Here is a 14,691-nt window from a genome sequence, read left to right as displayed (position 1 = left end):
CATCAAATATTATTACCTGAGGAACTAAGATGATCTAAGTAGTGGGGTATCTTGATAGTACTTTCATCTGTAGTTAATAAAATCGGTCTTTATTTATGATAAGTAGCAGATTTTTATACTATTTAGTATGTGTTAGAGCATATTTGGTATTTTCCATCTTTAATTTTCTGTTATTGTACAATTATTAGCTATTAATACCCATACTGGTATAAGTAATAATCAATTTTATTTGCGATACACTTGAATTTAATTGCAGTTTTGGAAGTTTTATTTGCGATTCTCGATATTTAATTGCAGATTTGCTAATTTTATTTGCAGTCCACTCTTCTTTTCCAAATACCAACAATTATTGTCGCTATTGTTAAGTTTTCTACATACTTTTTATGATTTAACTTTTTTTATTAAGTAGTAAAATTATATAAGCAAGGGGCGGTAATATTATACAAACAGCCCATATAAATTTATCACGAAGATACCAAGGAATTAAAGTACTCATTATACATCCAACCTTAAAATTTATATAAGAACAAATACAACAGCTCTAGCAACTATACCACTTAATGCTGCTGATAAACCCATCTTCTTGAACGCAGAAGTTAATCCATCTTCGATTGTACCACTAAAATCTATTACTATATTCAAAGTTGACATTAATACCTCCACCTTGTAATATTTATTCGATCTATAATCTAATGAAAACTTTACTATATTAGTAGAGTTAAGTGTGAGTCCTTATTTGAAATACGATATTTCAAATAAGGACAGTTAAAGGTATTTTAAGCAGCCTTAGCCCTGTATTCAATAGGGGTAAGGTTATTAAATTTCTTTTGAAATCTTTTATTGTTGTAGTACCAAATATATTGCATTACCGCATGTTCAACCTTGTTCTGATCATTAAACTGATAGCGGTAAAAACACACGGTTTTAAAATGACTGAAGAAACTTACAATGCATGCATTATCCAGATTATCATATGTCTTTCTAATTTTGCCCATAAAAAATTCCCCCTATAGTAGACAGTACAGCCTCTTTCTTTTAACTGTCTACTATAAGGGGATTATTACATTGTGTTGAAACCCCTTAATTTAAGTACTCTTATTAAATAATTAAGCCGATGTCTAAAATTAATTTTGATTAAAGTCTAATGGACGTAAACTTGCTTCGATTTCAGAACGTTTAGGCTCTAAAAATGGAGGCAGTGCTAACCGTTCTCCCAAAGTATCAATATTTTCGTCTACATCAAATCCAGGGGTATCAGTTGATAATTCGAATAAGATATGATTTGGTTCTCTAAAATAAAGCGCTTTAAAATAGTAGCGTTCTACTTTTCCTGAATTCGTAATCCCAAGTGAATTTAATTTGTCGACCCATTTATTATATTCTTCTTCGTTTGGTACTCTAAAAGCTACATGATGTACACTACCTCGTCCTGGTCTAGCTCTCGGTAAGTCTGGTCTTACTTCCAAGTGAACTTCTGCTCCAGCACCACCTGCTCCGGTTTCGTAAACTTCTATACTTGCAAAATTCCCTTCTGTAGAAGGGTATGTACCAACATGTCTAAAGCCTAAAACATCCGTTAAAGTTTTACTTGTAGGAGTCGAATCTTTTACGGTAAGTGTCACTGGACCTAAGCCAACAATTCCATGCTCGATTGGGATATCTGATTTATTCCAAGGAGTACCCGGTGAAACACCTTTTTCACCATTATCTGCTACTAAAATTAATCTTGTACCTTCATAATCTTGAAATGCGAGTGTATCTCGATTTGCTCTTTTAAGTATTTCATCATGTGAAATATTAAGTTCTTTAAAGCGATTCTTCCAATAATGTAGTGACTCAGTTGTGGCCACTCTTAATGAAGTTGAAGATACAATCGAGTGACCTGGATATGTAGTTCCTAGATGAGGGATATCGAAAAATGTTATTTCTGTCCCGGGATTTGCTTTTGCATCACCGTAAAATAAGTGATAACTAGAAGTGTTATCTTGATTTACAGTTTTCTTAACAAGTCTCATCCCTAAAACCTTAGTGTAAAACTCGTAATTTTTTTCAGCCTTTGTTGTAAGTAGTGAAACATGATGAATTCCCAATAATTCCACTTTCATCACTCCTTTAATTTTTTATTTAACCTATGACTTGCATAATTTTTATGTACACATTGTAAATGGCTAGAGATTGAAGTAGAGTTTTATGTTAAACTGTTATCTAATAATTATAAAATTCAGACAAATGGTATAGGAAGGGGAAAATGCTTTGTATTTCGGTTATATATTAATTTTAATATCTGCAATAGCCTTTGGATTAATGCCTATTTTTGCGCTTTACGCTTATGATCAAAATGTAAGTGTAAATACATTATTATTTTTAAGGTTTACATTTGCGACAATTATGTTCTTTAGTTACTTAGTGGTTAGTAAAAAATTAGTTAAAATTACGAAAAAACAATTAGTCTTGTTTGTTTTACTAGGTGGAGTATTGTATATGCTTCAATCAAGTTTTTATTTCAGTTCAGTAAAATATATCCCTGCTTCATTAGCTGCATTAATTCTCTATTTATATCCCATTTTTGTAGCAATTCTATCATTTTTAGTAAATAAAGAGCAATTAACAAAAAATATAATGATATCAATTGTACTATCGTTGGTTGGAATAGTACTAGTGTTGGGAGCTCCTGCGGAAAATATAAATCCATTTGGCATCATATTAGCATTTGCAGCAGCAATCGTTTACTCAATATACATAATTGTTGGTGGGAGGATTTCAATGCAAGTTCCTCCATTAGTAACAAGTGCATATATTTCTTTATTTGCATCAATTTCATTTTTACTAGTTGGCGTATCGACAAACACGATACACATTCATTTTAAATTTATTGGATGGATCTCAATTTTAGGTATTTCAATTATATCAAGTGTTATATCAATGGGTACATTTTTTGCTGGTGTAAAACGAATAGGTCCGACAAAAGGGGCAGTATTAAGTATGGTTGAGCCAGTAGTGACAATCTCATTTTCAACCATTCTTTTCCATGAAAATATGAGTTTACTTCAAATCATAGGTGGGACTATTGTTCTAGGTGGAGCGCTTTTAGTTGTTCTTACTAGTGAGAAAAGAAAGATTGTTGAGAATAGAATGGATTTTTAAATGGTATATGATAAACTGTATTTAGAATATTAGTTTAATAATATGTAAATGTTAAATTAGCTACTTATGTAGCTATTTCAGTGTGTAGTCAAAGTACAAAAAACTTGGGTTTCAGACTGATTGCAAACGCTTGTCTTTCGAGGCGCGAAGTCTGGTGAAGAGCGGAGTTACCTTAGACGGTAATGAGCACCGCAGACAGGAGAAGCAACGAAGAAAGCGAGCGTTTGTCAACAGCCTGAAATGGCTGCTTAGGCAGCTATTTTTAATTTAAAAAGGAGTAAAATAGAATGTTTGAATTAAAATTAAAAAATGGAGATATAGTAAAAGTTCGTCAAGCTACAGGAACTGATGCTAAATCAATTATAGATTTTTATAACATCGTAGGTGGAGAAACGAACTTTTTATCGTTTGGAGGAAACGAGTTTAAAAGAAATGAAGCAGAATATGAATCATTTTTAGATGATACCTTCAATGAAAAAAATTCAATTATTTTATTAGTCACAATAAATGATCAGATAATAAGTATCGGTTCGATCAATTCCAGTCAAAAGGAACGTACAAAGCATGTTGGTACGTTAGGTATTGTAGTTAAAAAAGAATATTGGGGATTAAGTTTAGGGAAGTTACTAATGCAATCATTAATTGATTGGGCTAAACAAAATGATCTAACTCGAAAAATTCAATTAGTTACGAATGAAGATAATATTAAAGCCATTCAATTGTATAAAAATTTAGGATTTGAAATTGAAGGGGTAATAAAGGAAGATACTTATATAAATGGAAAGTACTGTAATACTGTAATGATGGGCTTATTTATTAAATAGTACTGAATATAAAAAGTTTAAAGGCTCTATTATAGACACTCAAATGAATAAAGCTTTAAATTTACTAGCAGACGAACTACAATTCAATAAGAGCATTTATATAATTAGAAAGATTAGTTGTAAAGATGTTTAAAGATTTATTTCTTAATTTTTCATTGTTACTTTTTTCTTAATTGGGTTTAATCGAATTCAATATAAATAGGTGGATTAAACAATAATTTGGAAATGTCTTTCGTTAAAAAAGCCTTGTGATCGTTAATCACAAGGCTTTTTAAAGTAGCTATAGTTTTTAGAAGCACGTAAACGATCTAATTCGATGTGTATCAATTCCAAAGAAAACCCATCTCCAGCCAATCCATCTCCAGCCTGCAACTGAATGCCTGCCAACGAAGGTTGGAAAGTACCAAAATTGTTCTCCATTATTCAACCAAACATAAGTATTTCTAAATCGACACCCAGCAATTGCACCAGGATCTACTGCGAATGCTGTAGCTTGAGACATTGTTGGTGTGAATGAAGGTGGTGGTGCAGTCGGTTGACCTTGAGATTGACCATGGCCTCCACCACCCGGATGTCCCGGAAAGCCTGGGAATCCACCTGGTTGCCCTGGAAAACCGCCCGGTTGTCCTGGAAAGCCTGGAAATGTTCTATAATGAGGGGAAAAGTTCATTTTATCAACTCCTTTTTAGTTTTATCCTTATTAAATTATGAAAATTAATGTTTTTTGTTTGGGCTGACATTTAAATAGCCATATAGATGTTTGTAATATAGTAGAAAATCATTATTATTAACATGATCAATTCATATAGAAACACATCAAAGAGAAGACTGATCCACTTCTCTTTTTTTACTATTCATTGATAAGAAATACTACTCAGACCTACTGATTAAAAAAAATAATTATTTTCCAAAACATAAAGCGCTTTTAATGAATAATACCTTTTTTACTCTTAAGGGTAAAAAAATTACTCTTTAAAGTAAAAAACACTTGCATAATTCTGTAAATTCGAATAAATTAAACTTAAAGGAGGAGAAAAATGGAAAATTTACGCTTGAATGTCGCATTATTACGCCGTAGAGTACCGAATTTGACTACTTCTGCGAAATCTGTTGGACTTCGACCAGCAACTGTTTCCAATTTATGTACTGGGAAAATTCCAATTGGTCGCTCAGAAGTAAGAACACTAGTCGCATTAGCTGCTTTAGCAGAATGTACATTGGATGAACTGATTATTAGAGGGGAGAAGATTGAGATGATTGAAACAGGAATAAAAACGCTTGATTTATTTGCTCCATTAGTAAAAGGTGGTACAGTCGGGTTGGTTGCAAGACCAGGCATGGGGCAATTAGTTGTATTAGCAGAAATGTTATATAAATTAAAGAATGATTCATATTTTACGATTTTATTAAAACCAGAAGGAGAGCATCCAGAAATTGACGATATTTTAGCTGATGTAAATTTAGTATGTTATTCAATTGATGAAGTGTATGAAGCGATTGCAAAAGCGGGAAAAAACGTAGAGTTTGCGTTCGCAGCAGATCGTTCAAACGTCATTACAGGTGATATAAACCGTCTCCAACAAAAATTAGCAGATATCGGTATTGAAGAGGTAACTACTTTTTTAGTTGATTTAAAAGGAGAAGCGGTGGACGAAGATTTCCCTTACGGACCTTTAGAAACATTATGGCTGTTTGATGCAGACTTAGCTTTCAGACATAAATATCCTGCAATTAATCCTATTCATTCAACATCCACAGTTTTAGAAGATAATCAACCAGATCAAACCCACAACCAAGTGCAAAAAGCAGCTCAGAAATTACTACGTCGTTATCGTGAGTTGAGATCATTAGTAGCAGTACATGGATTAGATTCATTACCAGAAAATGAAAAATTAACATATAAACGTGGTGAATTATTAGAAGCCTATTTAACTCAACCATTTTTCGTAGCAGAAGAATTCACAGGTACAAAAGGAGCATCTGTTAATTTGCAAAATACTTTACAAGATGTTCGAAAACTAATCGATGGTGCTTACGATTCAATGGAAGTAGCTAAAATGAATTTTATTGGTAGCCTGTAGAAAAGTTAATGCCAAGTGTGATACTAATGAATGTGTCACACTTTTTTTATATTTTACCTAAATTTAGTTTTCGGGAGAATGGTAGTATAAAATTTAAGAATTATTTAAGAATTTAATAATAGGCTATTAATTTTTCTGAATTATACTATGCCACATACAAGTTTCAAAACTGAAATTAAGTAAAAGTTCATCTCTCACCTGAAAGTTGGAATAAATTTTGTCGATTCGAAAACGGTTAATCCTATCTAATATAGCAATGATTGTTATACCAATCATTTCTTTTATCCTCATCGAGATTTTACTCGGTGTGTTTTACTATAAAGTTTTTGTACCTAAATTTAATGATCATCCACCCCATTCATTTTATTTTTTTCGTTTCGGAATCATTGTCCCTATTTTTGCAATTACAAATGGAGTGCTATCATATTTTGTTTCAAGAAGCATACTAAGGCCAGTAAAAAATCTTACAATTGCTGCTAAACAAATTAGTGAAGGAAATTTAAATTTTGAAGTAAAACCAATAAACAATGATGAACTCGGTCAGTTAGCCATTAGCTTTGAATTAATGAGAAGAAATCTAAAAGAGTCAGCTGAAATACAGAAAAAATACGAAGAAAATCGTAAAGAATTAATTGCCAATATTTCACATGATCTAAAAACGCCAATTACATCAATAAAGGGATATATTGAAGGAATTAAAGATGGCGTGGCGAACACCCCAGAAAAAATGGACAGGTATATTGAAACAATTTATCTGAAAACCTTAGATATGGATCAATTGATTAATGAACTATTCCTTTATTCGAAGTTAGATTTAAAACGAGTACCATTCCATTTTGAAGAAGTAAATATTCATGATTATTTAGTCGATCGGATTGAGGAATTGAAATTTGATTTAAAACCGATAAATGTAAGTATTACTTATCGTGAGAATGTGGATCGAGAAAATAGTATTGTACTAATAGACCGTGAACAATTCAAACGTGTAATGACAAATATCATTCAAAATAGTTTGAAATACATGGATAAAGATGAAAAGCAAATTACTATAAAATTAATAGATGACAAAGAAAAAATAAAAATAAAATTTCATGATAATGGTAAAGGGATTTCGAAAGAGGCGCTTCCGTTTATTTTTGATCGTTTTTACCGAGCCGATCCATCAAGAAATCTATCAACAGGTGGGACGGGACTCGGGCTGGCTATTGCAAAAAGAATCATAGAAGAGCACGGTGGAGAAGTGTGGGCAGAAAGTCAAATTGGTGAATATACAAACATTTTTCTTTCATTAAATAAGAAATCATTATTAAAGGTGACAAAATGAAAAAGGTTTTAATTATAGAAGATGATCAAAGTATCGCTTTATTACAAAGAGATTATTTAGAAATAAATGATTTTGAAGTTGAAATCGAATCAAATGGGAAAAGCGGACTTCAAAAAGCTTTATCTCAGGAATATGATTTAATCATACTCGACTTAATGTTACCAGAATTAAATGGATTTGAAATATGTAAGAAAATCCGAGAAAGAAAAGACATCCCAATCCTAATTGTTTCAGCAAAAACAGAAGATATTGATAAAATTAGGGGATTTGGTCTAGGGGCAGATGATTTTATCGTGAAACCATTTAGTCCAAGTGAATTAATTGCTAGAGTGAAAGCTCATCTTTCAAGGTATCAACGTTTAGCAAATAAAGGTTATCTTAATGTAGATGAACTTCAAGTAAGGGGACTTACAATTCAAAAAGATTCTAGAAAAGTTCTTGTTAATGGAGAAGAAAAAATATTCACAACGAAGGAATTTAACTTACTTACATTTCTTGCTTCAAATCCAAATAAAGTATTTAGTAAAGAATTATTATTTGATCGAATTTGGGGATTTGAAACGGTCGGAGATATTTCTACTGTAACTGTTCATATCCGAAAAATCCGAGAAAAAATAGAAGTTGACCCGTCCAATCCGGATTATATTGAGACGATATGGGGAGCGGGATATCGGTTTAAAGATTAAATTTCAATACAATAAATAAAGAGTGATCCTGTGAGTTAGTAAACTCGCTTATAAGATGACTCTTTTTCATATTCAATGAGAAAATACATTAATTTCAATACTTCACCAAAGAAAATACAAATTTTTTCATGTTAAAACAGCGGTGAAGTAACTTTATCTGGTCGTCAATTAATAAGCAATTTAGTTTTAGAAATGATTTAAGAATTATTTAAGAAATTGATAATAGCAGTTTTATATGTTGCCACTATGATGAAAAGTATAAAATTAATGAAAACGGAGGGAACAGAGTAGTGGCTAAAAAGAAATTAAATTTAACGAAAAAAAATATATTAGTTAGTGTACATGTTTTAGCAGTATGTGCTTGGTTTGGAGGTACATTAAGTTTAATAATATTAGCTTTAGATTTAAAAAATGCCCAAAACTCGGAGCAGCTTATTTATACATTATCAAGTATGCATATCATTGATGAAAATTTACTAAAATATCCTGCACTTGCAACTTTAGTTACTGGGATTTTACTTTCTGTATGGACGCAGTGGGGATTAGTAAAGCATTATTGGGTTGTTATAAAACTTATTCTAACTGTCTTAATTATTCTGATTGGCATCTTTTTGATTAATGATTGGTTCGCATATTTAGTAAAAACCGCAGAAGGATTAGGTGCGAGTGCACTTAATCAAAATAAATTTGAGTCAACTTGGCTTTCGATTATTATAACTGGAATATTTAACTTAAGTTGTTTAGCATTCATGACGTTCATTACGTATTTTAAACCTTTTGGAAAAATAAAAAATAATAAAAAAGTGGCAACACCATAAAAATTGCTTATTATGGAGTTCTAACTGATTAAAAAGTAATACTATTTGAGTATTACTTTTTTTTATGAAAAAACCATAATATTTACCAAAAAATTAAACATTCTAATTAATATGTTTAGATGAAATCGAGATTGAAAGTAAGCGTTTAATTTAATATGACATTTGTCATCTTTTTCATATGACGCCTGCTACTACCACTAGAAAAATTAACTTATATAATTAGGATAATATAATAATGAAAAGTTACAACATTAGGAAGGAACTTCTAAATGTCAAAAGAAAATCAAAAGAGTTTACGAAAGCAAATTATTCCTTATGAAAAATCAAATTTAAAAGCTAGTATTTGGCAAATGATTAATACTTTTATTCCATTTATCTTCTTGTGGTATCTTGCTTATAAAAGTATTTCTATTTCAGTAGTATTAACGATCTTTATTGATATAGTTGCTGCACTATTCTTAATAAGGATATTTATTATCTTCCATGACTGTTGTCATCAATCGTTTTTTAAGAATAAAACAGCAAATAAAGTTCTTGGCACAATTACAGGCGTTGTTACATTATTTCCTTTCAGCCAGTGGAAGCATAGTCATTCAGTCCACCATGCGACCAGTGGTAACTTAGATAAGCGTGGAATTGGAGATATGTGGGTTTTAACTGTTGAAGAGTACGTTGCAGCACCTTTCTGGACAAAAATACAATATCGTCTATACCGTAATCCATTAATCATGTTTGGTTTAGGACCAATTTATATCGTATTAATTTCCAATCGATTCAATACGAAAAATGCAAAATTAAAAGAAAGACTAAACACTTATTTAACGAATATTTTAATTGTTGGGGTTTCAGCTTTATTTTGCTATACAATAGGTTGGGAAAATTATTTAATAGTGGAAGGTCCGATCTTTTTCATTTCGGCAGTATTAGGAATTTGGCTTTTCTATGTACAGCACCAATTTGAAGACACTTATTTTGAAGAAGATGCGAATTGGGAATATGTAAAAGCAGCGGTTGAGGGAAGCTCTTTTTATAAACTTCCAAAAGTATTACAATGGATAACTGGTAATATTGGATACCACCATGTTCATCATTTAAGTCCAAGGGTACCGAATTATAATTTAGAGTCTGTTCATAATAATACGCTTCCATTACAAAATGTACCGACGATTACACTAAAAACAAGTTTTACATCTTTAAAATTCAGATTATGGGATGAAGAAACAAAGCGATTTGTAGGATTTAAAGATATAAAATCAATCTATAAAGTAAATCACGAAAGTTCAGACACTGTCTGAACTTTTGATGTATTTTATTTACATTTTTATAAAGATTAACTTTGCTTAAATATGATAAGATTGTTAAAGTAGGTCACAAAATGTTTGAATAATGAGGTAAATTTATGTTTAAAAGATATTTAGTTTTCCTAAAAAGTACAGGAATCTCACCATATATTTGGACAGTTTTAGGAATATTGCCATTTTATTTTATTTTTCTTTCTGCTCATTCCACTTTAAGAATCATAATCGGGATTTTACTAACAATATCATTTTTTATTATCTATCGATTGGCGTACAGATCAAAAGGATGGTCAATTTTTCTATGGTCATCCATCTTAATCATCATATCCACTTCAATGAATATACTTTTTAGCTATGTATATTTTGCATTTTTTATAGCTTATATGATTGGAAAGAGAAAAAATCGAGCTACTTTTTTAACTTTATATATCCTTCATTTAGTCATCACTACAATATCAATCAACATCACGATTATCCTTCAAGAAGAATTAATCATTAGGCAACTTCCATTTATTATCATTACTTGGATTAGCGTTATTTTATTACCATTTAGTCTTTACAGTCGAAATGAAAGAGGGCAATTGGAAGAAAAGTTAGTAGATGCTAATAAACGTATATCAGATCTTGTAAAACTAGAAGAACGTCAAAGAATTGCTCGTGATTTACATGATACACTAGGTCAAAAACTTTCTCTGATTGGCTTAAAAAGTGACTTAGCTAGAAAGTTAATTACAAAGGATCCGGATTTAGCTCAAAATGAATTAAAGGATGTACAACAAACGGCCAGAACAGCTTTAAATGAGGTACGAAAAATCGTTTCTCAAATGAGAGGGATTCGAATTAAAGACGAAATAATAAGAATTAAGCAAATTCTACATGCGGCTGAAATTACAGTTGAATGTAACGAAAACTTCCAACTTTCAAATGTTTCCTTACTGACAGAAAATATTGTCAGTATGTGCTTAAAGGAAGCCGTAACAAATGTTGTAAAACATAGTAGTGCCACTTTATGTAAAATATCAATTAAACAAATGAAAAATGAAATAATTTTTTCGGTAATAGATAATGGAGTTGGTTGTAAATTGGAAAAGTTTACAACTGGCTATGGGTTAATTGGAATGAAGGAACGACTCGAATTTGTGAATGGAACATTAGAGGTAAACTGTGAAAACGGAATGACTTTAATTATGACAGTTCCAATCGATGTAAAACAAATTGAATTGGAGGAACTAGTATGATTAGGATCGTAATTGCTGAAGACCAACGAATGCTATTAGGTGCTCTTGGTTCTTTACTTAATCTAGAAGATGATATGGAAGTTGTTGGTCAAGCATCAAATGGAGAAGAAGCAGTTAAACTAGTCAAGCAATTACAACCTGACATTTGTATAATGGATATTGAAATGCCTGGTAAAACTGGACTTGAAGCTGCAGAAGAATTAAAAGCTTTAGATTGTAAAGTGATTATTTTAACAACTTTTGCTAGATCAGGTTATTTTCAAAGAGCATTAAAAGCGGGTGTAAAAGGCTATTTATTAAAGGATAGTCCAAGTGAAGAGTTAGCTAGTTCAATTAGAAGTATTATTGCCGGGAAGAGAATTTATGCTCCAGAACTTATGGATGATGTATACGCTGAAGAAAATCCGTTAACTGACCGTGAAAAAGAAGTTTTAGAACTAGTAGCGGATGGTAAAAACACACAAGAAATTGCGGATGAATTGAGTCTGAAAACAGGAACAGTTAGAAATTATATATCTATGATTTTGGACAAATTAGAGGTTAAAAATAGAATCGAAGCTATAAAACAATCAAAAGAAAAAGGTTGGTTTAAGTGAAGTTAATGGCAGGAAGAATAAAAACAAGAAAAGCAGGTAGGGCAAGAATTGAAAACAAAATTTTTCAATCCTAAATGGCCTAAATCCTGCATTCCTTGTTCACCATTTAGTTTCCTGCTTTTCTTTTTTCTTTTTTTCTAGATTTTGTTTTTCCTTTTCCAGATTTTTGTACTTCCTTAAAAAATTCGTCTAGCTCCTGATTGAACTTATCTGTTTCTTCCAAAAATAAAAGATGACTACTATTATAAAATGGAACAAATTTTGAACCTTTTATATTTTTTTGTATAAACTCACCAGCGGCTAATGGAAAAAATCCATGACTACCAAAACAAATTAATGTTGGAATATCAACATTACAAAGAGTATCCCGATAATCTACAGCCGTTTGATTAAACACGATTGTACTTGCAATCGCTGCAGGTAATTTATTCATTTCTTTTAAGATCCATTTTTGTTCTTTTGGATCAGGTTGATCCATATACATACCATATATAAAATCACTATTAAATTTGTTCTGATCTTCTTGGATCGACTGCATTACATTTTTTAAAATCGTAAAATCAAATGCTCCAAACTCCCAATCTGGCCATATATAATCGGATGCAGATTGATCAACAACTGTTAGCGCCTTAATATTTTTACTCCCAAATTGATTAACATAATCCCACAATACAAAAGCTCCCATTGACCAACCTACTAAAATTACATCCTTTAAATCTAGTTTTTCAATAAAGCATTTTAAATCACGAGCGTACTGTGCCACTGTGTGCCCATATTGAACTTTTGAGGACTTACCATGTGCTCGTAAGTCTAAAGTAATGACGCGATAATTTTTACTAAAATACGGTACTTGTTTATGAAAAAACTTACTACTCATCATTACTCCATGAACAAAAACAACTGTTTGACCTTCTCCGTGATCTTCATAGTAGAGCTTTGTATGAGAATCAAGTTCTACATATGCCAATAAAATCGCCCCCATTGGCTTTTAAATGCCTTACTTTCCTATATTATTTCATCTCATAATATTTCATGACTTTTACGCAATTTCTTTGAATAAGGCTGTTTAAGTAAAAATAACTATTTTTAATCACCTTAACTTGTAACTACATATTGTTTTTCTATTTAAAATAGAAATGTGGTAAAATTCAGATAAATATAGAATTTCCAAGTTTAAATATGAAATAATACCTATCGTTTATTTTTTTATCGGAATCATCTTTAAATTTTATCCTGTAATACATAAAACTGACTAGGGTGTGAATTAGTGGAACATGCTGGATTCTATTGGGTAGGTTTAATCTTTTGGTTGTTAATTAGTTCTGGATTTATTCTTTTAGTTTTAGGACTATGGAAAAAATCCTGGAAAACATTAATATTAAGCGGAGTTGCATTAATACTACCAACACTATATTTTGGTGGCGTAGAGAGTTGGTTTAAGTTGGTTGCATTTCTTCCAATGATTCCATTAGCACTTGCTTATATTATTAAAAAAAACAATGGTTGAATGGGTATTAATTTACTGTTTGAATGAAAAGGAGAGAAATAAATGAATGTGATTGAGGGTTTTATTGAAGTAACAGGCGGGAAAGTGTGGTATCAGTTTCATAATAAAAATTCATCTAAAATCCCTCTTGTTGTTTTACATGGAGGGCCTGGATCATCGCATTATTCCATGCAAGGTCTACACGTATTAGCAGAAGATCGCCCAGTTATTTTTTATGATCAGTTAGGCTGTGGAAAGTCTGACCGTCCAACAGATACTACTTTATGGAATATTGATAGATTCGTGGAAGAATTAGTCAAATCCGAGAAGCTCTATCGCTTGATAAGTTTCATATACTTGGTCATTCATGGGGTACAACACTTGCTGCTGCTTATTATTTATCGAGACCAGTTGGAGTGAAAAGTATAATCTTTTCAAGCCCTTGTTTAAGTGCCCCATTATGGGCTGAGGATCAAGATCGAAATCGAAAACTACTCCCGCTTGATGTACAAGAAACATTAATAAAGTGCGAGGAAAATGGTACAACAGATTCAGAGGAATACAAAAATGCCAACGCTGTATTTAACAAACATTTTGTTTGCAGATTAGACCCATATCCAGAATTCCTTAAAAAAGGAAAACACTACAGAAATCCAGAAGTATACAATATTATGTGGGGACCATCCGAGTTTCATGTAACTGGAAACTTAAAGGATTTTGACTGCACTTCAAAATTAAAAGACATCCAAATCCCTACAATGTACACTTGTGGTAGATACGATGAAGCAACACCTAAATCAACTGAATATTTCAGCGAGCTAACGCCTAATTCAAAATTCCACGTTTTTGAGCAAAGTGCACATATGCCGTACATAGAAGAGCCAGAAGAGTATATTCGAGTAGTTGAAGGCTTTTTGAAGGAAGTTGAATAAACAAATGATTTGTGAAACGTAAGGTCGATACCTTGCGTTTTTTTGATGGTGATTTCCGTTAGCGTTAATGAGTCGGGGAATTTTGGGGATAATGTTTGTAGTAACTCATGAGGTGTTTATGGGCTAGTAAAATAAGAAAAAAATAGAATTATAGTAACTCATGGGCGATTCATGAGGAAGTAAAAAAGGAAAAAAATGATTTATAGTACCTCATAAGGGGTTCATGAGGAAGTAAAAAAGAAAAAAAGTGATTTATAGTACCTC

General features: G+C 31.6%; 15 protein-coding genes and 1 pseudogene. 11 read left to right on the top strand and 5 right to left on the bottom strand.

All coding sequences use genetic code 11. From position 1 onward, the window contains the following. Positions 1-516: 516 nt before the first annotated feature. The 3 genes from V5E38_RS10220 to V5E38_RS10210 form a co-directional block, all read right to left on the bottom strand. A complete protein-coding gene (locus tag V5E38_RS10220) occupies positions 517-651 on the bottom strand; it encodes a hypothetical protein (protein WP_499213198.1) in 135 nt (44 codons plus the stop codon). 125 nt (positions 652-776) lie between these two features. Then, positions 777-995 carry an IS3 family transposase gene (locus tag V5E38_RS10215; RefSeq protein ID WP_499213197.1) on the bottom strand — a complete coding sequence of 73 codons (219 nt, stop codon included), beginning with the start codon at positions 993-995 and terminating at the stop codon, positions 777-779. Positions 996-1,124: 129 nt separating this feature from the next. Then, positions 1,125-2,099, bottom strand: a complete 975-nt coding sequence (locus tag V5E38_RS10210) for a ring-cleaving dioxygenase (RefSeq protein WP_499213196.1) — start codon at positions 2,097-2,099, stop codon at positions 1,125-1,127. Positions 2,100-2,253: 154 nt separating this feature from the next. On the opposite strand from V5E38_RS10210, the gene V5E38_RS10205 reads away from it, so the two are divergent. Then, the gene (locus V5E38_RS10205; protein ID WP_499213195.1) at positions 2,254-3,144 is read left to right on the top strand and encodes a DMT family transporter; all 891 of its coding nucleotides are present in this window, start codon (positions 2,254-2,256) and stop codon (positions 3,142-3,144) included. A gap of 287 nt (positions 3,145-3,431) precedes the next feature. Next, a complete protein-coding gene (locus V5E38_RS10200; RefSeq protein WP_499213194.1) occupies positions 3,432-3,968 on the top strand; it encodes a GNAT family N-acetyltransferase in 537 nt (178 codons plus the stop codon). A 289-nt stretch (positions 3,969-4,257) separates the two neighbouring features. On the opposite strand, the gene V5E38_RS10195 is transcribed toward V5E38_RS10200, so the two are convergent. Further along, the gene (locus V5E38_RS10195; RefSeq protein ID WP_499213193.1) at positions 4,258-4,638 is read right to left on the bottom strand and encodes a collagen-like protein; all 381 of its coding nucleotides are present in this window, start codon (positions 4,636-4,638) and stop codon (positions 4,258-4,260) included. A gap of 367 nt (positions 4,639-5,005) precedes the next feature. On the opposite strand from V5E38_RS10195, the gene V5E38_RS10190 reads away from it, so the two are divergent. From V5E38_RS10190 to V5E38_RS10160, 7 genes are all read left to right on the top strand, one after another. Continuing rightward, positions 5,006-6,049 (top strand): P-loop NTPase family protein, encoded by a 1,044-nt coding sequence (locus V5E38_RS10190; protein ID WP_499213192.1) that lies wholly within the window; start codon positions 5,006-5,008, stop codon positions 6,047-6,049. 217 nt (positions 6,050-6,266) lie between these two features. Next, positions 6,267-7,373, top strand: coding sequence for a sensor histidine kinase (locus tag V5E38_RS10185; RefSeq protein ID WP_499213191.1), 1,107 nt, complete (start codon positions 6,267-6,269; stop codon positions 7,371-7,373). Then, positions 7,370-8,059, top strand: coding sequence for a response regulator transcription factor (locus V5E38_RS10180; RefSeq protein ID WP_499213190.1), 690 nt, complete (start codon positions 7,370-7,372; stop codon positions 8,057-8,059). The genes V5E38_RS10185 and V5E38_RS10180 overlap by 4 nt, the downstream gene beginning before the upstream one ends. 290 nt (positions 8,060-8,349) lie before the next feature. Continuing rightward, positions 8,350-8,877 (top strand): hypothetical protein, encoded by a 528-nt coding sequence (locus V5E38_RS10175; protein ID WP_499213189.1) that lies wholly within the window; start codon positions 8,350-8,352, stop codon positions 8,875-8,877. A 269-nt stretch (positions 8,878-9,146) separates the two neighbouring features. Next, on the top strand, positions 9,147-10,172 hold the full coding sequence (desA, locus tag V5E38_RS10170) for a fatty acid desaturase (RefSeq protein WP_499213188.1): 1,026 nt from the start codon (positions 9,147-9,149) through the stop codon (positions 10,170-10,172). Between the two features lie 104 nt (positions 10,173-10,276). After that, positions 10,277-11,413: a sensor histidine kinase gene (locus V5E38_RS10165; protein ID WP_499213187.1), complete on the top strand. Its 1,137-nt coding sequence runs from the start codon at positions 10,277-10,279 to the stop codon at positions 11,411-11,413. Beyond that, positions 11,410-12,009 carry a response regulator gene (locus V5E38_RS10160; RefSeq protein WP_335448964.1) on the top strand — a complete coding sequence of 200 codons (600 nt, stop codon included), beginning with the start codon at positions 11,410-11,412 and terminating at the stop codon, positions 12,007-12,009. The genes V5E38_RS10165 and V5E38_RS10160 overlap by 4 nt, the downstream gene beginning before the upstream one ends. 106 nt (positions 12,010-12,115) lie before the next feature. Here V5E38_RS10160 and V5E38_RS10155 read toward each other — a convergent pair whose 3' ends face one another. Beyond that, complete coding sequence (locus V5E38_RS10155) at positions 12,116-12,976, bottom strand: alpha/beta fold hydrolase (RefSeq protein WP_499213186.1); 861 nt, start codon at positions 12,974-12,976, stop codon at positions 12,116-12,118. Between the two features lie 300 nt (positions 12,977-13,276). Between V5E38_RS10155 and V5E38_RS10150 the strand changes: the two genes are divergently transcribed. Continuing rightward, positions 13,277-13,516: a hypothetical protein gene (locus V5E38_RS10150; RefSeq protein WP_499213185.1), complete on the top strand. Its 240-nt coding sequence runs from the start codon at positions 13,277-13,279 to the stop codon at positions 13,514-13,516. Between the two features lie 42 nt (positions 13,517-13,558). Further along, a pseudogene (locus tag V5E38_RS10145) lies at positions 13,559-14,427 on the top strand (proline iminopeptidase-family hydrolase). Positions 14,428-14,691 lie beyond the last annotated feature (264 nt).

The sequence above is a fragment of the Rossellomorea sp. GAMAL-10_SWC genome, from assembly GCF_049568075.1.
Lineage (GTDB): Bacteria > Bacillota > Bacilli > Bacillales > Bacillaceae_G > Gottfriedia.
Note: the sequence above shows the minus strand (reverse complement) of the source record. Positions and strands in the feature narration are given on the sequence as shown.